This window comes from Brevibacterium samyangense (assembly GCF_039529845.1).
GTDB classification, from domain to species: Bacteria; Actinomycetota; Actinomycetes; order Actinomycetales; family Brevibacteriaceae; genus Brevibacterium; species Brevibacterium samyangense.
Genome location: NZ_BAAANO010000038.1, coordinates 1 through 17,509, shown reverse-complemented (window position 1 = coordinate 17,509; position 17,509 = coordinate 1). Strand labels below are relative to the sequence as shown.

The 17,509-nt window shown below is 64.4% G+C and carries 13 protein-coding genes; 8 read left to right on the top strand and 5 right to left on the bottom strand.

The features are described from left to right. Positions 1-45 precede the first annotated feature (45 nt). From ABD172_RS14840 to ABD172_RS14820, 5 genes are all read left to right on the top strand, one after another. Positions 46-1,440, top strand: a complete 1,395-nt coding sequence (locus ABD172_RS14840; RefSeq protein ID WP_344310931.1) for a glycosyltransferase family protein — start codon at positions 46-48, stop codon at positions 1,438-1,440. Further along, positions 1,418-2,494, top strand: coding sequence for a glycosyltransferase family 4 protein (locus tag ABD172_RS14835; protein ID WP_344310929.1), 1,077 nt, complete (start codon positions 1,418-1,420; stop codon positions 2,492-2,494). Before ABD172_RS14840 ends, ABD172_RS14835 begins: the two co-directional genes overlap by 23 nt. 61 nt (positions 2,495-2,555) lie before the next feature. Next, complete coding sequence (gene rfbB, locus ABD172_RS14830; protein WP_344310927.1) at positions 2,556-3,554, top strand: dTDP-glucose 4,6-dehydratase; 999 nt, start codon at positions 2,556-2,558, stop codon at positions 3,552-3,554. Between the two features lie 56 nt (positions 3,555-3,610). Beyond that, positions 3,611-4,966, top strand: a complete 1,356-nt coding sequence (gene rfbD / locus ABD172_RS14825; protein WP_344310956.1) for a dTDP-4-dehydrorhamnose reductase — start codon at positions 3,611-3,613, stop codon at positions 4,964-4,966. A gap of 25 nt (positions 4,967-4,991) precedes the next feature. Continuing rightward, a complete protein-coding gene (locus ABD172_RS14820; protein WP_344310925.1) occupies positions 4,992-6,500 on the top strand; it encodes a hypothetical protein in 1,509 nt (502 codons plus the stop codon). A gap of 19 nt (positions 6,501-6,519) precedes the next feature. Here ABD172_RS14820 and ABD172_RS14815 read toward each other — a convergent pair whose 3' ends face one another. The 5 genes from ABD172_RS14815 to ABD172_RS14795 form a co-directional block, all read right to left on the bottom strand. Continuing rightward, positions 6,520-7,590 carry a hypothetical protein gene (locus ABD172_RS14815; RefSeq protein ID WP_344310923.1) on the bottom strand — a complete coding sequence of 357 codons (1,071 nt, stop codon included), beginning with the start codon at positions 7,588-7,590 and terminating at the stop codon, positions 6,520-6,522. 181 nt (positions 7,591-7,771) lie between these two features. Next, positions 7,772-8,803 carry a glycosyltransferase family 61 protein gene (locus ABD172_RS14810; protein ID WP_344310921.1) on the bottom strand — a complete coding sequence of 344 codons (1,032 nt, stop codon included), beginning with the start codon at positions 8,801-8,803 and terminating at the stop codon, positions 7,772-7,774. Positions 8,804-8,807: 4 nt separating this feature from the next. Continuing rightward, entirely contained in the window at positions 8,808-9,845 is a 1,038-nt protein-coding gene (locus ABD172_RS14805; protein WP_344310920.1) for a hypothetical protein, read from the bottom strand. A gap of 58 nt (positions 9,846-9,903) precedes the next feature. Further along, a complete protein-coding gene (locus ABD172_RS14800) occupies positions 9,904-10,794 on the bottom strand; it encodes a hypothetical protein (protein WP_344310918.1) in 891 nt (296 codons plus the stop codon). Between the two features lie 103 nt (positions 10,795-10,897). Next, positions 10,898-11,860, bottom strand: a complete 963-nt coding sequence (locus ABD172_RS14795; RefSeq protein ID WP_344310916.1) for a rhamnan synthesis F family protein — start codon at positions 11,858-11,860, stop codon at positions 10,898-10,900. Positions 11,861-11,998: 138 nt separating this feature from the next. On the opposite strand from ABD172_RS14795, the gene ABD172_RS14790 reads away from it, so the two are divergent. The 3 genes from ABD172_RS14790 to ABD172_RS14780 all read left to right on the top strand — a co-directional run bounded on the left by ABD172_RS14790 (position 11,999) and on the right by ABD172_RS14780 (position 17,418). Next, the gene (locus ABD172_RS14790) at positions 11,999-12,916 is read left to right on the top strand and encodes a rhamnan synthesis F family protein (protein ID WP_344310914.1); all 918 of its coding nucleotides are present in this window, start codon (positions 11,999-12,001) and stop codon (positions 12,914-12,916) included. A 51-nt stretch (positions 12,917-12,967) separates the two neighbouring features. Continuing rightward, on the top strand, positions 12,968-14,248 hold the full coding sequence (locus ABD172_RS14785; protein WP_344310912.1) for a rhamnan synthesis F family protein: 1,281 nt from the start codon (positions 12,968-12,970) through the stop codon (positions 14,246-14,248). Between the two features lie 101 nt (positions 14,249-14,349). Continuing rightward, the gene (locus ABD172_RS14780) at positions 14,350-17,418 is read left to right on the top strand and encodes a CgeB family protein (protein ID WP_344310910.1); all 3,069 of its coding nucleotides are present in this window, start codon (positions 14,350-14,352) and stop codon (positions 17,416-17,418) included. Positions 17,419-17,509 lie beyond the last annotated feature (91 nt).

Here is a 17,509-nt window from a genome sequence, read left to right as displayed (position 1 = left end):
TCCCTCGTCCTTCCGCACCGGCAGGGCCGCGATCCATACACGGACATGGAGAACACGCTCCTGACCGAGGTGGTCGCGAGCCTGGCGCCGCGTTCGGGGACGCCTCCGGTCTCCGGAACTCTCGCCCTGACCGACACTTTCGGACCGAGTGACGCGGACATCGACGGCCCTGTCGCGGGCTGGGGTGTGAGGTCCGTGGACCCGTCCGCGGTAGGGGATGGAACAGGTCGCGATCGTGCGAACGCGCTGTTTCCGATCCGCTCGGTGCGTGGGCCGTGGACGGCCCGGTTACTCGCCTTCGGAACGTCCGATGCGGATGTCGTGCACGGAGATCCTGTGTTCACATTTCGGTGGACGCGCCCCGACCTCGAACAGGTGAGCCGGGTGAAGACGACGGATGTGCTCGTGGCGCAACGCGGAGTCGACGCGGAAAAGGACGTACTGCCGTCCTCGACCCGTCTGTTGGATGTGACGGCCGGCCCGGAGAACGTGCTCCGACAGATCGTCGGTGCTCGTTTCGTCGTGGGGGATTGGCTGCCTGCACTCGCGATCGCGGAGGCCTTCGGCATCGACACCCGACTGGTGGCCTCCGACTCCACCGAACGGTTCGACCATCGCGACTTTCTCTCCGGCTCCGGCAGGCCACTGGAAACGATTGCGGACTCGGTGCCGGAAGCTTTGGAGCTCGGAGGACAGACGCCACCCACGGTCGATATCGAGGCGCTGGTCCGGGCCTTTCCCCGGGAACTGTGGACCACTCCGAAGACCGTGGTCGCGCCGCACCCACTGACGACCGACGGATCCACCGAAACAGCGGCCGCGCGCTCGTTTTCGAGGTTCACAGGCGCCAGAAACCGAAGTACGGCGGAATATGCGCTGGTTCTCTCCTCCGCCATCGCTGCCGAGACGCCCCGGAGCGCTGCAACGGAAGACGCCTTCACGGTCATCGATCAGCGCCTGTGGAAGTACCCGCACGTCCGCCGGGCCGAGCTGCCGGAAGCCCTTCGTTCCCTCGATTTGGTCGTGTGCCGCCGGGACGCCGACGACCTCGTCGAGTTCGTGGCACGCACTCGGCGCGGGTACAGCGCGCACCTCCTCCACGCGGAGCGGCACGGCGATTCCGTCGTCATCGGCCTCGTACTCGGGGTTCCGGACCTCGTCCGCCATATCGACGAGGTTTCCGTTCACCGCGACGGTGCAGCGGTGACCGTCCCGGGTTACCAGCTTCCGGCCCACCACCTCGGTCGGCTCGATCTCGATGTCGTGCTTCCCGGGACGTGGGACGAGGACGTGAGGACCGCCTCAGGGGTGACCGTGACGATCCATTGGACGGACGGGAACAGGACCAGCGTCCCTCTCGAGGCGACGAGTTCACCCCGACTGTTCACCGATACTCCCGCTGCCACTGAAGTCCCCGATGCCTTCGAAGGGAGGGTATGACGTGTCCCGGATCCTCGTGTTCCCCGCCTGGAGGACGAACCCGTACCTCACGATGCTGTACTCCGAGGCACGGGCGCAGGGCTGGCGTGCAAGCGGACATATCTGGTTCGGGCCGACTCTCGCCGATCTCGCGGCTCTCTCCTCGGGTGACGCGTTCCACCTCCATTGGACCGCCCCGATCGCGGATGTGCCCGACGAGGAGGAGTTCGCGCACCGGATCGACCGCCTCGATGCCGCACTCGCGGAAGCACACGATCGTGGCGTGCGGATCCTGTGGACAGTGCACAACCTCATGACGCACGATTCCCGGTACGTCGAGCAGGAGATACGGCTAGCCACTGTCCTCGCTGCCCGGGCGGACACGATCCTCGTCCTCAACTCGAAAACCGCGGACGTCGCAGCGCCCTTCTACACCATCCCGGAACACAAGATCGTCCACCTTCAGCATTCGAGCTATCAGGGTGTCTACCCGGCGCCGCTCGGTCGTGACGCGGCGCGTGCCGCCACAGGAATTCCCGTCACTGCCGACGTGGTCGGATTCACCGGAGCGATTCGACCGTACAAGGGAGTTGATTCCCTCCTCGCCGCAGCGGAACGATTGGCGGGAAGGAATCCGCACACTGCGATCGCGCTCGCTGGGGGCGCGAATGCCCGCGAGATCGAGCAGCTCGAGCGGATTCTCCCTCGGCATGTTCCGGTCTACAGGCAGTACGGGGTGCTCACGGACGCGGAAATCGCTGCGTGGACGGAGGCGAGTGATGTGCTCGTCCTCGCGTACGAAGCGATCCTCAACTCGGGGTCCATGATGTTGGCGGCGACACTCGGAGTGCCGGTCGTGCTGCCGGGGCTCGACCATCTGCGTGCGGACTTCGGTGACGAGGCGTGGATCGAATTCTTCGATCCCTCGGTAGACGACAAGGCAGGAGCGATTGCAGACGCGATCGAGCGCGTCCTCGCGACGCGGGCCGAGAAGAGCGCCGCCGCGAGGTCATTCGCTCGCACGCACCTGCCGCGTCGTATGGCGGTGGATTTCCTCGGAATTCTCGGCGTCTGACAGTTCCTTCGTCCGGCCCGTGGTGCGACACATGTCACCGGTTTCCGATAGTGTCGACTGCGTGAAACGACTTCTTGTGACCGGCGGTGCCGGATTCATCGGTTCGAACTTTGTCCGTTACGTCCTGGAGAACACCGACTACTCGGTGACCGTCCTCGACAAGCTCACCTACGCCGGAAACAAGGAATCCCTCGCCGGTCTCGACGAGTCCCGCTTCTCGCTCGTCGAGGGTGATATCGCCGACGCCGAGCTCGTGAACGAGCTGGTCCCGCGTGTGGATGCGATCGTTCACTACGCGGCGGAGTCCCACAATGACAATTCGCTGTCGGACCCGCGCCCGTTCCTCGATACGAACATCATCGGGACGTACACGCTCATCGAAGCGGCCCGCCGTCACGAGAAGCGGTTCCACCACATCTCCACCGACGAGGTGTACGGCGACCTCGAACTCGACGACCCGAACCGCTTCACCGAGGCGACGCCGTACAACCCGTCGAGCCCGTACTCCTCGACGAAGGCCGGCAGCGATCTTCTCGTCCGTGCATGGGTGCGGTCCTTCGGGCTGCAGGCGACGATCTCGAACTGCTCGAACAACTACGGGCCCTATCAGCACATCGAGAAGTTCATCCCACGCCAGATCACCGAGGTCCTCGAAGGCCGTAAGCCGAAGCTCTACGGCGCCGGTCTGAACGTCCGCGACTGGATCCACGCGGACGATCACTCCTCCGCGGTGCTCACCATCCTGGAGAAGGGTGAGATCGGGGAGACCTACCTCATCGGTGCGGACGGAGAGAAGAACAACCTCGAAGTCGTCGAGCTCATCCTCGAAACGATGGGCAAGGACAAGACCGACTTCGACCACGTGAACGACCGCCCCGGCCACGACCTCCGCTACGCGATCGACTCGACGAAGCTGCGGACCGAGCTCGGCTGGCAGCCGAAGTTCCAGGACTTCGAAGCAGGGCTCAAGGCCACGATCGACTGGTACACCGCCAACCGTGACTGGTGGTCGTCGGCGAAGGCGGAGACCGAAGCGAAGTACGCAGAGAAGGGGCAGTAAGCACAGTGGAGTTCTCGAAGCCGCTCACCGTCACGCCCGTCGAGCAGATCCCGGGCATGCTCGTCGTCGATCTTCCCGTCCACGGGGACAACCGCGGTTGGTTCAAGGAGAACTGGCAGCGCGAGAAGATGACGGCGCTCGGGGTCCCGGACTTCGCCCCGGTGCAGAACAACATCTCCTACAACCTCAAGGCCGGAACGACGCGCGGCATCCACGCCGAGCCCTGGGACAAGTTCATCTCCGTCGCGACAGGGGAGATCTTCGGAGCTTGGGTCGACCTGCGTGAGGGGCCGACGTTCGGGAACGTCTTCACCACGCATCTCGATGCCTCGAAGGCGATCTACGTCCCGTGCGGTGTGGGGAACTCCTATCAGGCTCTCGAGGACCAGACAGCCTATGTGTACCTCGTGAACGAGCACTGGTCCGCGGACGCCCAGTCCCGCTACACCTTCCTCAACCTCGCGGACGAGACCTCGGCTATCGAGTGGCCCATTCCCCTGGACGAGGCGGAACTTTCCGACAAGGACAAGAAGCACCCGCAGTTGGCGGATGTCACTCCGTTCCCGGCACGGAAGATCGCGGTTCTCGGAGCGAACGGACAGTTGGGCCAGGCTCTTCGCACACAGTTGAGCGACGCCGAGGCAGTCTTCTTCGGCCGTGAGCACGCGGACCTCGCCGACGCGGATTCTCTTGCCGCGTTGCCGTGGGAGTCGTTCTCCGCGGTGATCAACGCCGGCGCGTACACGGCCGTCGACAATGCGGAAACGCCCGAGGGTCGCTCGGCGGCGTGGGCAGTCAATGCGCAGGGCACTCAGGCCCTCGCCGCACTCAGCGCACGCCACCGCCTGCCGCTCGTCCACGTATCGACGGACTACGTGTTCGACGGGTCGAAGGACGGGGAGTACACGGAAACGGATCCGATCTGCCCGCTCGGTGTCTACGGCCAGTCGAAGGCCGCCGGGGAGATCGCGCTCGCGCTCAACCCGCGGACGTACCTCCTGCGGACGAGCTGGGTGATCGGCGAGGGGAAGAACTTCGTCCTCACGATGAAGATGCTTGCGGAGAAGGGTGTCGACCCGTCGGTTGTTTCCGATCAGATCGGTCGCCTCACGTTCACAGAGGACCTCGCCGGCGCGGCTCTCCACCTCCTTCGTTCCGAGGCCGAATACGGTACCTACAATGTCTCGAACGACGGCGAAGCCGTTGCATGGTCGGAGATCGCGCGACGTGTCTTCGAGGCCGTCGGCGCGGACGCGGCGCGGGTCTCCGATGTGACGACCGAGGAGTATTTCGCCGGAAAGTCCGTCGCGCCCCGCCCGCTGAATTCCCGTTTCGATCTCTCGAAGCTCAAAGCGGCAGGATTCGCCCCGCGCGATCAGTTCGAGGCGCTGCGAACCTATCTGTCCGTGTGAATCCACCCGAACGCCCGGAGGATCCATGACTCGACTCCGTTTCGCGAGAAAAGCGGTCGTGAGTGCGACGCTGCTCGCGCTCCTGGCCGGTTGCGGTATCAACGCAGAGGAACGCCCCGTCGAGAGCAAGGCAGCACCGACGGAACCGGAATCGGAAGTCACGGAGGAAGCCTCCGCGACGACGCTCACCACCGGACAGACGGTCGAGAGCAAGGAACCCGTCGGGGGTGCACCGACCTACAACTATGCTCCGACCGCACTGCTCGACCGCGGCGTGTACGGGCTCTGGTGGTGCGGTTCGGCCGGGGATCCTCTCGGTGACGATGCCGCGCACGGAGTGTCGAAGGACCCGAACGGCCCGTTCCTGGGGAAGGGCGCGGCGACAGCCGTCGCTGCACTGTCGGGGACCGGTCGCGACGGCGATTTCGACTCGATGCACGTCTGCGACCCGAACGTCATGCGCGTCGACGACACGTATTACATGTACTACACCGGCTCACTGGGAGGACAGGCCGACTGGGGTCGAAACCAGATCGGGCTCGCGACCTCCGTGGACGGGGAGACCTGGGAACGAGCGAACAAGGGGCGCTCGGTCCTCACCCAGTCGGGCGTGATCGATCGCGGTGACTCGTCGTACGGCACAGGGCAACCGGCGGCCGCCTACAAGGACGGGTGGTACTACGTTCTTCTCACCGACAAGTCCGCTGCGGGCAGCAGCGCGAGTGTGGGAGGCGGTCAGTTCCTACAGCGATCGAAGGACCCGGCGTTCACACGCGGGGTGGAAATCCTCACCGAGAAGGGGTTCGAGCCGACGTCGACGCCGTCGTCACCGCGGACGTATTCGCTCATCCAAGCGTTCAGCGTCGATTTCGCATGGTTCGAGGCTCTCGACGCCTGGGGTATCGCTCACCAGGTTCCCGACGGTACTCAGGTGACGTTCTTCTCGGAGGACTTCGCTTCGCGTCCGTACGAGCCCCTCATCATTCCCGGTGCGTGGAAGGAAGGCCCCGGGTTCCTCCGGACGTTCGAAGGACGGATCCCGGTGTCGACGTCGGATCCCTGCGGGACGGTCCCCGTGACTGTCTACCGCAGCTCCGAGAACACGGAGACGAATCATCCAACCGCGTTGCGTCGATTCGCCACGGAGATCGAGAACGTCGACGGATGCGGGTCGACTGAGGAAGCCCTCGAACTCCTTGAAGGAACGGCGATTCCGGTCCAGGGGAATTCGACCGCTTACGACCTGGTCTCCGACGGGCGACTCATTCGGGTGGCCGACGGCGAGATCGCTCAGCGGTCCGCCGTTCAGGTGCTCGAGACCCGTCCACAGGTGCTCTCCGGTGTGTCCCCGGAAGCGACCGTTCCTCTGAGCGCCGAGCTTGTGACGAACGGTGAGGAGACCGGGCTGCTCGACGGAAAGACGCTGTATCGGATTCGAGGAGCTGCGACGTTCGTGGCACCACCGGACGTCCACGTGCGCGCCGTCGGTCAAGCCGAATGGCAGTCGTACGCCCCCGGCGCCACACTCGGGTGACGAAGAGGTCCCGGAACGCTCAGGGAGCCGGATCCAGGAACGGTTCGTGGGAAACGTCGAACCCGACCGCTCGCAGGAGTTTCTCGATGCCGTGTGTCGTCGGAATCGGGCGGAGCCGAGCTCCTTCGCGGAAGGGAACATCTCCCGTGGGCGCAGGAACCGTCGGCATCTGATCGTGTTCGAGGTCGAAGTCCTCGACGGTGAAGGGTGCAACCCCTGCCGTCCAGCCCGCGATCGGCGGGATGGGAGCGAACTCCGGTGCAGCAGACCACAGTGCGGGCTGGCCTACCCGTGTGGGGGCGGGGGAGACACTGACCTTGTTCTCCCACGGGACGATTCGCACGTCCGCGCCCTGCGCACCGAGCCGGCGCAACTCGTCGACGGTTTCCGTCGTTGCTCTGCGGAGCGGATCCGGGCGCAGCACTCGCTGTAGCCCGGAGACGTAGACGACTCGTGTCCCACGCCCCGGCGGCTCCGTGAACAACGTTTTCGGATCGACGATGTCGACAGGGCCCTCCAGACGGACGAGCCGCCGACTCACGGTTTCGTCAAGCCGGGTCAACCAATGGGAATGCCCGGTGATGACGGTGGGTACGGTCGCACGCACGACGACCTGCGTCGAGGTGGAGACGATGTCGGAAATCGTGGTGGGCAAGTCGATGTCGGGATCCGCGATGAGTCGTCGCAGGAGTTCGTGCCCGAGAAATGACGGGTGCTGCGAGTCGTCGATGCGGAAGGACCGCCCGTGCGGGTGCTCGATCAACGGCCGCAGCGAAATCACCTGGCTGCCGAGGCGTTCCTCGGCGTCGGAGAGGTTCCAGGTGGGGTGCCGGTAGACGCCGTTCTCGAAGTACTTGCCGGCGAACCGATTGTCCTCTTCACGGCCGGCGAAGCACCAGAAGACGAATCGGCATCGCGGGTTCTTGTCGCGGATGGCTTCGAGTGCCGTCATCACCGCGGAGTACATCTTGGCGTCGTTCTCCGGAGAGATGAGTGAACGGTCGACGGCCGCGTGATTCGCGGGGATCTTCGGGTTTACCACAGCCTTGTTCCCGAATCGGAAATCGGGCACGAGGAACAGGGTATCCATCGGCTCCGACGTGAACGTTGCCTTCTGGAAATGGGGACTCAGCGTACCGGTCCCCGGGAAGTCGATCCACTCGACCGGGCGTCCGCTCGATCGGACGTTTCCGATCGCCAATTGATGCTTCATTCCGCGGACGTGGGAGGGCCCGGCGACGACGATGGGCGTGGTCATTCTGGACGTGGGCTCACTTTCCCTTGAGAAGCGTGTCGACCGCTTCGAGAGTGGGAACGACGTTCCGAGCGGACCGTCCCCCTGCATACGGAAGAAACACATGAAGGTGTCCGGTCGCTGCGGACAACGCGCGCTGCATGTGTTGACCCTGGACCGGATTCCGGCGATTGCCGATCTCGATGATGCGAGTACCGGCAGGTGCGAATGCCGAGAGAAGCAGATTCGACCCGGCGATTCCGGCGATGACCTCCGCGTTCGCGGCGAGAGCGAGCTGGTGGGCGACCGGCAATTCCTGCGGATGTACCACGTGGAAACCCCTCTCGGCCATGCGGTCCTCGAGGACGCGATCGTTCCTGGTGAAACGGTTGTCGTGATTGAGGTGTGTGCGAGAGAAGTAGACCTTCGGATGGTGCCCGATCTCCGCCGTGGCTTCTGCCGAGGCACGGCGAGCGACTTCCTGCCAGATCTCGACCGCACGCTTCGACGCGACGAGTCCGAGAACGACGGGACGGCGTTCGATGGAAACGCGCTCCACAGTCACCTGGGGACCGGGTTCCCCTCCGACGATCGAGATCGGTGTCGACGGGTCCCAGCCCGCGAGCCGGAGGAGTTCGCGTTGCCAGCTGCTCGGTTCGCCATTCCAGATGAAACGGTGGAAGAGCAGCCCCGCGTAGCCGGGACGGTGAAGCCCGATGGCGGGAAGCGCCTCGATGATGAAGTGACCGAAATGATTCATCCAGTGCCCACCGTAGAACCATGAGCCGTCCAGATGCCGAGGCTCCGATCCGAAGTTCGGAAGCCGCTCCGGGTCATCGGGCACGAATTGGGTCTGACCAGGACCGAAGCCGCGTTGTGACTGTGAGACGAGATTCCCGTCGTCCGTGTAGATCGCGCCTCGGAAATGTTCGGGGTTCCCGGGGTAGAAAACCTTGAACGGGGTGAGGACCGCATTGTCGACGACGGTGGCGTCGACAGGTACCTCGGCACTTCCTGCGCGAGGAACGGGGACTGCGAAGTCGGGTACGGGATTCTCGGTTTCAGTCATGCGATCACCTCAATTGGGGGGTTGCGGCGGCGAGCCAGTCGAGAAGGAACTTCGCTCGAGGGGCGAGCGGTGCTGCGTCGACGGGACCGTCGACGACTTCGACCTTACCGATGACCTGCAACGACCGGTCCTTCGGGAAGAAGGTGTTGTTGATGCGGTCGACATCGGATTCGAAGGTGTTCACGAGGTAGTCCGCATCGGCACGGCTGATTCGGGCCTTGCGGCTGCCCAGCGCCGGAAGATCCATGAGGATATTGGAGAGCTTGACGAGCTGTCCACGATCGGCGACTTTCTGATTGAGCCGTCGCATGAGGTTGAGCTCCTCACGAGTGAGGGACCGATTGACCTCTCCGTTCGAGCCAGGGACCCAGATGGTGTCATTCGGGACACCGAGCACATCGACGAGCGGTGCGACGGCGTCCTTCCTGTGGGTGTCGTAATGGATGACGTGGAGTGCATCGTTCCCCAGGATGTCCGCCCACGCGAAGAGACTGCGGGCGACGTCCTGCTTGAAGCCAAATCCGGTGGGCTCACGACCGATGAAGTGGGAGAAGTCCTGGATGTACTTGTGGCGTTTGACGGCCTGCCCGTAGAGGGAAAGCGCATGGCCGGCCATGTCACGGACGTACGCGACGACCTCGAGCCGGATCCCGCGTTCGCCGAGGATCGCGCGTGCGCGGGTCAGCCTGTCGGGATCGAGCTTCCACAGCGCCTCGGTGGAGTACACCGTCGTCGTGTACGAACTTGCCTCGATCCGGTCGGCGAATTCATTGAGGTCGCCTCGCTGCGCATTCTGATTGGCCAGGACGGCGTCGGTGACGAACACCGTGTGGATCCCGACCCCGTTCCCGCTCACGACCTTGCCCTTGCGCGCCGCGACATCTGATTTGTGCGCCGGGTAGTCCACCCCGAGTTCACGGAGATGAGGGCGGTTGTGCACGAACCACGTCTGGAGGGCACTCGTTCCCGTTTTCGGCTGGCCGACGTGAAGAAGCAGGCGCCTCGGGGTGTCGGAAGTATTCGGCTGTTGATGAGGGGTCATGGATGAGTGCACCTATCGAGTGTGAGCAGTGTGAGAGCAGTGAGGGAGAAGCGCGGGCTCAGTTCGAGAACGTCTCGGTCGCGAAGTCGACGACGTCATCGGTGAGCCGGACGGACACGACGTCATCGGTACTCAGCGGGGACTCGAACGTGTAGGCGAACTGGTGCCCGTCGGCCTTTGTCCGCCCGACGACTTCGCCGTTGACGCGGACCTCGACCTCCACATCGCGACCGGGTGCAGCGACGTAATGCCCGGCGCCACTCAGTTCGGAGGCCGAAAGCGAGGCGATGTGTCCAACCCCGCGCGTCACGCGAGAGGCGTTGAGGTACGCCTCGGGATTCGGGTCGATGAACGCGAGGGCAGCGGCGCGCTGTTCGTCCGTGACAGTGGCCGGTGCGATGAGCTGAGTGAGGACGTCGACGAACGCCTCCTTGTTCTGCATCACGCGGTCGTAGGAGAGGAGGAGGCCCGTGGGCTGACGACGCTTGATGAAACCTGTGATCTTTTGGTAGCCCTCGAGCGCGACATTGAGGCCGTTGACGACGTCCAGGTGCATGGAGATGCTGTTCCGGTTCGCCATCGAGAAGATGTCCTTGAAGATGAAGAGGTACACCGGGTTACGGACGGTGTCGTGGATCTTCCCGAAGTTGTTGATGATCCCGGGGCGCTTGTACGCCCACACGTCGTGCTGCGCGTTGTAGTCCTCGACGACCCGGCGGACATCGGCAACAGTGCCGTTCTCCGCAGCGTTCGCGAGGCGGACGTCCTCGAAGACAGGAGCGTTCGAACCCTGACCGGTGAAGACCCCGAGGTTGTCGAGGGTACCGGCGACCATCGAGGTTCCGCCGCGGGCCGGGCCGACGACGATGAGCGTCTTCTGTTCCGCCGCAAATGCTTTCTCGTCACCGATCTTCTTGATGCCGGTGTTGTACAGGTTCTCGATGGCCAAGTCGGTTACTCCAGTGAATGTATGGGCGGAATGATGAATGCCGACGAGCGGCTCTTGCCTCTTCGGGCGGACGAAGACGAGGACTGTGCCGCGCGCACGCTGTTCAGTACTGATACCTCACCGCGTTGTAGAGCTGGGGGAACTTGCTCCTCAGGTTCTTCTTCGTATAACGCCCAGCATAGATGTGGTCCGTTCGCGAGAGGAATTCAGGAACGCCCTCGAACATGCGCGGATACCTGTTCGCGAGATGGGCCCCGAGTGCGCGCCCTCCGAGCTCCCAGGGGTCCAATCGGAGAGCCTCGATCTTAAGGAGGGGCAGACGTTCCGAAAACGCGGCGTCCGCGAGCGCGATGGTCGAGTTGAATTGCATGGCGTTTGCAGAAGCGGTGCGGGAGCGCCACGTCGCGTCCCACCACCCGTCCACGGAACCGGGCGGCAGGGACTCGGGCACCATGAGGTACGCGAAGCGCTGATTGGCGAGGAGGGCGTCCTCATCGGTCGGCTCGAAGTACGCGCCGGAGGTGAAACCGGCGTCCTCGAGGACGCGCGTGAGTTTGAGTTCGCCGTTGTTGATCGCCTCCGCCCTGTCCTTCGGAGTGCCGAAGTCCATCCAGAAATTTCGGAAAGTGGAGCTCCGCACAACGTGGGGCTTGAACACCATGAAGTACGACTGGACGTGAGGGACGATCTCGACCGACCGTGTCATCCCCCAGAAGTCGACGCGCCGCGAGTCCATCGTTCGGAACAACGAGTCGAGGGGGAGGAACGGGCCGATGAAACTGTCGTTGCAGAAAAGGATCTCCGCGTTCCCCGGGTCGCCGAGCGCCTGATAGCCCACCTGGAGGCTCTTGAAGTCGTACCCGACATTCTCCCGCTCTGCGTAGAGAACGGAGGGGCGTGAACGTAGCCACGCGAGCCCATCGTCGTCCACTCCGCTCGTCGATACGAGTGCGACGCGATCGGTGACGGAGACGATCTCGTCGAGCATGTGCCGAACGTGGGGAGCAAGAGAGCGCGAGGTATCGAAATGCGCGACGACGGCCAGCCGGCGGACGGAGGTGAACACTGTGGGCGAACCTCATGACTCGGAAGGGAACGTGGGGTGATAACGCGTTCTCCGGACCTCCGAAAAACGTGATGTGCGTTATCAATCGTTGATATCAAGCTAGCATGTTGGCACCCAACCCCATTCAGGAGTGATCCGTTGTCCCTTCTCGTTGTCATGGCACACCACGACCCCGAGGGTCGTATTCGTCCGCACGCGCTGAGGTCCATCGAACGGCTCGCCACGGAGGCAGATCGTTTCGTTCTCGTGAGCGGTTCGGGGATCACGCTGGAGGAACAGGAGTTCCTCCCTGCGATGGTCGAGTACGAACGCCGGACGGGGCCCGGACACCGGTTCGCGTCCTACCAGCACGGCCTCGGTTTCGTCGGTGAGGCAGTGAGGACCGAGTTCGACACCGTCCTCCTCGTCGATTCTTCCTTCATCGGCCCGTCCGAATCCGTGGCAACAATCGTCAACGGTCCGGCCACCGTGGGCTACGAGATGGTTCCGCTCGTGAGTTCCTCTGCTCCGCGCTGGCATCCGCAGCCGTACTTCATCGGTTTCAAACAGGCTCTTGTCCGGTCCGATACGTTCCGTCGGTTCTGGCTCGACTTCGATCCGTCGACCGAAGCGGAGGATTCCGTCGCCATTGCGGCGGCGCTCGAACATGCCGTTCACGGCGTCGGGTTCCGGAGCGGTGCGTACTTCCGGTTGACCGGAGCGGACACGGAGCTCGGTATCTCCCGAGTCACCCGGTGGAACGAGATCGGAACGCCGGTAGGCGCCTCGGGCGTGGATGTCGAGCGTTGGGACCCCACTGTCGTGCTCGCGGACGAGATGATCGTGAGCGGTCGCCTGCCTGTCGTCCCCATCCGTGCCCTCCTCGAAGACCCGTACCTCCTCGACGCGGACCGTCTCCTCGCCGCAGGGGAAGAGAAGCACCCTGGTCTTTTCGACGGGGTGCGCGAATCGCTCGCGACCATGCCCGGTCTGCGGCGGGCCCGCGGCCCCGTCCGCAGCGAACCCGAGGCCGAAGCCGAGGGGCTCGTCTACGGGCTGCGTCCCACGCCGGCCTGATTCCCTTTCGCCGACGACCGCACACTCTTCACGCCGAACGGAAACCTCCCCATGCCCTTCGCAGTCATCGACAACATGACGCCCGACCGTCGCTCCCTCACGGGATACATTCCCAAGGGTGTGTATCTGGCCGCACACACGGACTATGTGGCCGGAACGAATCACATCGATCTCGAATGGACGCTCTCGCACCCTGCGTTCGAGTCCGCGGATGCGGAGCTCCTGTGGCATGACGGAACGGTGTCCACGGCGAAGGGCCGCGGCCTCTCGGTGGAGCGAGGCTTTGCGCTGCGCTTCTCCCGCCCACTCGAACTCGACGAGATCGACGTGCGGAAGCTCGGGATCGAGGTGCGGGGCCGCTCGCGCGGTCAGGGCACGGATTACGGGGACGTCTCATCCCTCACCGACGGCAATCCGATCATCATCGATCGCGCCTTCGTGTACCGCGCGATGGAGCAGGTGACGAGCGCGGTCGAGGACGACGCGCTCTTCGCCCGGACGTTCGCGCCGGAAGTGCTCGAGGAAGTGAAGCGGGAACGGACGAGTGATATCGCCGTTCTCGTCCACTGCTTCTACGGCGACGTTCTCGAAACAGTGCTCGAGCACGTCCACCGCATGAACGGCACGGTTCCTTACGACCTTTTCCTCGACGTGCCCGAGGAGCGGTTGGCCGAGGTCGAGCGGCTCCAGGAGCTTCATCCGGGCGCGCGGTATTTCGTCGTTCCGAACCGCGGTAGGGACATTCTGCCGTTCCTGCGTGTGGCGCCCTTCCTCCGGGAAGCCGGCTATGAGGCTGTCCTCAAGGTCCACACGAAGAAGTCGCCGACCTCCACGATCGGGCCGGCATGGCTCCGAGCCATCATGCGGGCGTTGGTTCCCGAGGACCCGGCCGTGCTCGAGGGGATTGTCGAGGTGCTCCGTCGGCCGGACACGGCGCTTGTCGGGCCGGAACGCTACTACTACCCACTGAGTTACGGGTTCAGCGCTTCGGACAATCTGCGGAACCTCGTGCACACCATCGAGGAACGGACGGGATCTGTCGAACTCCGTGACGTCGTCGACGGTTTCTACACGGACTTCGGATTCTTCGCCGGCACGATGTTCTGGGCCCGCCTGGACGCCTTCGAGGACTTCTATGGCATCGAGACCGCCCGGATCGAACAGGAACCACTTCCCACGGACGGGACCTTCGCACACTCGCTCGAACGACTGTTCGGTGCGATTCCGCCGGTGACGGGCAAGACGATGTATTCGGTGTCCATCGACGGACGGCGTGAACCGCTGGCCGTCCGTCCCGGCGGAACGACCTCGCCGATGCGACCGCTGAGCTGAGGGAGCGGCACATGCAGGAATCGGCTTCCGCACGCGAACCGGGACGACAGGCGCCCGAACAGTTGGATTCGGCACGAGAGAACAGAGACGAGCACATCCCCATGTCGGACACGATCGATGGCGACCTCGACGCGACGCATACCGCCTCCGAACAGAACGAAGTTTTCACAGAAGCTGACGCTTTCGATGCCTTCGATGGACTGAACAAGGCCGAACGCAAGGCAGCCGAGCTCATCGAACGGTCCGGGTTCTTCGCCGTGGACTGGTACCAGCTCCAGCGCGGACAGGAGTTCTCGACCGCACACGAGGCGATCGCCGACTTCGTGCTCGACGGTGCAGAACTCGGGCTGGCGCCGCACCCGTTGTTCGTGCACTCGTGGATCACCCGTGACCTCGCGGGGCGTCGCCGTCCGCTCGATGTGCTCGTCGAGTACCTCGAGAACCCGGACGTCGCCCGCCGGACGAGCACACACCCCCTCTTCGACGCCTCGGCGTTCCCGGGGCACGTTCGTAACGCCGCCAACCCGCTCGCAACGTTCCTCGCGACCTCGACCCCGGACACCCCACTGCCGTATGACGCGGACCGCCTCGGCTTGCCCGAGGGCCTCACCCTGAGGCTGGTCGAGGAAGCAGCGACCGCCGCTCTCGTGGAGTGGACGATGCGGGAGGAACACCTGCCGGGTCTCCTGCCGGACCCGGGCGTCCCTCTTGCGGTCGATTCCCTCCCTGCGCTCACCGCCGAGGCGAAGGCGACGTTCGTCGTCGTCCTCGAGGAATCACCCAATGACTTCCGGCAGGTGTACGAGCACATCGCAGGCCCCCGCGCGGTGCAGCGGTTCGGCGCCTGGGAGATGCTGGTTCTCGACCCCTACCGGGTCGAGGATGCCGAGGCCGTCGTCGGTCACATCGCTTCTCGTGACCCCCGCGTCCGGTACCTTGCGACAAACGCCCGCACTCGTTCGGGGGCCGTGTCCGAATCGGTGAGCGAGATGACCGGCACGGCCGTGTTCTTCACCCGACCGGGACTCGTGTGGGAGGAAGCATTCACACGGTCTGCGCTTGCTGCGATCGCCTCGGGCGAGCCGGCGATCCGGTCGGTCGATCAAGACGGTGTGCCCCTGTTCTCCCGCCTGCGGGACGCGATTCTCCCCGGCACTGTCGTGTCCACCGAGGCGCTCCGTCAGGCAACCATCGATCCGGAGCTTCGTGAGGCGGCCGGCGTCGACCTCGTGTACCGGGTGATGGAGGGCGAGGAGCTTCCGTCGTTCCTCGAGGGCGAGAACATCGCAGTCGTCGAAGCCGGCGAGTTTCCCGTCCCCGCTCTGCAGTCACCCCTCGAGCACGCACTCGTCCTTGACCGGTGGCATGCCGAGGAGTCGGCACCGGTAGAGCCGGGCACAGCCGGACTGGTGGTGCTCGGGCTTACCCCGCGCGGTTTCGAACGAGTCGCGGTTACTGCTGCTACGTTCGAGCCGGAGCAGGACGAACTCGAAGTTCTGGTACTCGCAGAGTCGACGGAATGGTCCGATGCACTGCTCTTCTCGGCGCTCACGCTCGCGGCTCGCAACACGACCGTCGTCGACGGTTCGACGAATCGGGCCGTCCTGCTCAATTGCGCCATCCGATCCGCAACGGCAAGCACGCTTGTCATCACTCACCCGGACTACTCCCTCGAGGACGGAGAGGCCGATTGGTCGAACGTGATCGCGGAGGTCGAGACCACAGGTACTGTTACCCATCCGCTCGTCTTGGATGATCACGAGTCCATCGTGGACGCGGGTTCGTTCTATCCGGGCGGCGCCGCAGAGCCGGCACCCCTGTTGGCGGGGCGGGCACGACACAGTGTGCAGATCGACGTCCGCACTCCGGTGCCCACGTCCGGTTTCCCCCTTGTCGCACGAACTGCTGACATCCGGCGCGCCGGTGGCTTCTCTCCGCTGCTCGGTGACCTCTGGCTGGCTGAAGACCTCATTCGGCGGATGCCGACCGGATCGGTAGAACTCCGGACGGACGTCGTCGCCCGCACCGGCGGTCGGCCCGCGCTCCCGCACGTCGACAGGACGCGAGCACTCGCGTACTTCCGTGAACGTCGAGGCGGTGCCCGCGGAACGGGTGCTGCGGAAGAACTGTTCGATGCATGGGACGTCACGCCCCTCGATACCGGCACCGTGGCGTGGGCGGACACCTCCCATTCCGATGCCTGGGGAGCCCAGACATGGATCGACGGACGCGTGCAGGTGTCCGAACGAGGTGAGTCACGGACGTGGCTCATCCTTCCTCGTCGGACTGGCACCGACGTCCATGGCCCGGCTGGAGCGCTGGACTTCGCAGAGTCGCTGGCCGCCGCGTTGCGTGCTCAGGGACAGAAAGCAGTTGTCCAGGATCCGCGCTCCACGGGTTGGACGGCCCGCGCGGACGTCGTTGTCGACCTCGACGGAACCGTAGGGCAGCCGTTGCCGACCGGTGCGACGACTGTCCTGTGGGCCACGGACAACATGGACCGAGTGGACATCCGACGGGCCCGAGGGTTCGACCTCGCCTATGCGGCAGCGCCGCTCTGGGCGGAGAAGGTCTCCGCACTCGAATCCCTCGATGTCAAGCCGTTGCTCCTGTGCACGGATCCTCAGGTCTTCCCCTTCGATGCGGGATCACCGTTCTCGCGCACCTCTCGCGTGGTGAACGTGGGGGAGCGGAAGCCGTGGCGCCAGGTGAGCGTGCACGGAACCCTGCAGAATCTCGCAGCGGCCCGCTTCTTGACGGTGTACGGATCCGGCTGGACCGGTCACGTCCCGCCGCAATTCATCGCTCCGGGCCCGGAGACGGCGGAGGACCTGCTCGACATCTACCGGTCTGCGTTCTACGTGACCGTTGATCACAGGCCGGAACTTCGTGACCTCGGGTTCGTCTCCAGCCAGGTGTTCGACGTGCTCTCCGCCGGCGGGCACCTTCTCATGGACGACGTCCACGGCATCGACGAGCTGTTCGGCGGACAGGTGGCGCGTTACCGGAACCGTGTGGAACTCGGGTGGGCCTACGGACTCGAATGGGTCTGCTACTACCCGACTCCGGAGGGGCAGGCCCGCCTCGCTGCGGAGATCGCCGAGAGGCACTCGTTCGCGGCGCGCGCGAAGACTCTCGTCGAGGATGTGCGGGCTCTCCCGCGACTCTGACCTGACTTGCACAGGTTTTCGGGTTTGAGCCGTTCTTTCGTTCATCGTTGCAGGTCAGCGGGCTGTGGTGGGTTGAAGTGACACACTAAAT

Excerpts from the sequence above, each read along its gene's own strand:
- ABD172_RS14810 (WP_344310921.1), bottom strand. The coding sequence starts at position 8,803 with ATGACTGAAACCGAGAATCCCGTACCCGACTTCGCAGTCCCCGTTCCT.
- ABD172_RS14815 (WP_344310923.1), bottom strand. The coding sequence starts at position 7,590 with ATGGATACCCTGTTCCTCGTGCCCGATTTCCGATTCGGGAACAAGGCT.
- ABD172_RS14820 (WP_344310925.1), top strand. The coding sequence starts at position 4,992 with ATGACTCGACTCCGTTTCGCGAGAAAAGCGGTCGTGAGTGCGACGCTG.
- ABD172_RS14835 (WP_344310929.1), top strand. The coding sequence starts at position 1,418 with ATGCCTTCGAAGGGAGGGTATGACGTGTCCCGGATCCTCGTGTTCCCC.
- ABD172_RS14840 (WP_344310931.1), top strand. The coding sequence starts at position 46 with ATGGAGAACACGCTCCTGACCGAGGTGGTCGCGAGCCTGGCGCCGCGT.
- ABD172_RS14785 (WP_344310912.1), top strand. The coding sequence starts at position 12,968 with ATGCCCTTCGCAGTCATCGACAACATGACGCCCGACCGTCGCTCCCTC.
- rfbD (WP_344310956.1), top strand. The coding sequence starts at position 3,611 with ATGCTCGTCGTCGATCTTCCCGTCCACGGGGACAACCGCGGTTGGTTC.
- ABD172_RS14805 (WP_344310920.1), bottom strand. The coding sequence starts at position 9,845 with ATGACCCCTCATCAACAGCCGAATACTTCCGACACCCCGAGGCGCCTG.
- ABD172_RS14780 (WP_344310910.1), top strand. The coding sequence starts at position 14,350 with ATGTCGGACACGATCGATGGCGACCTCGACGCGACGCATACCGCCTCC.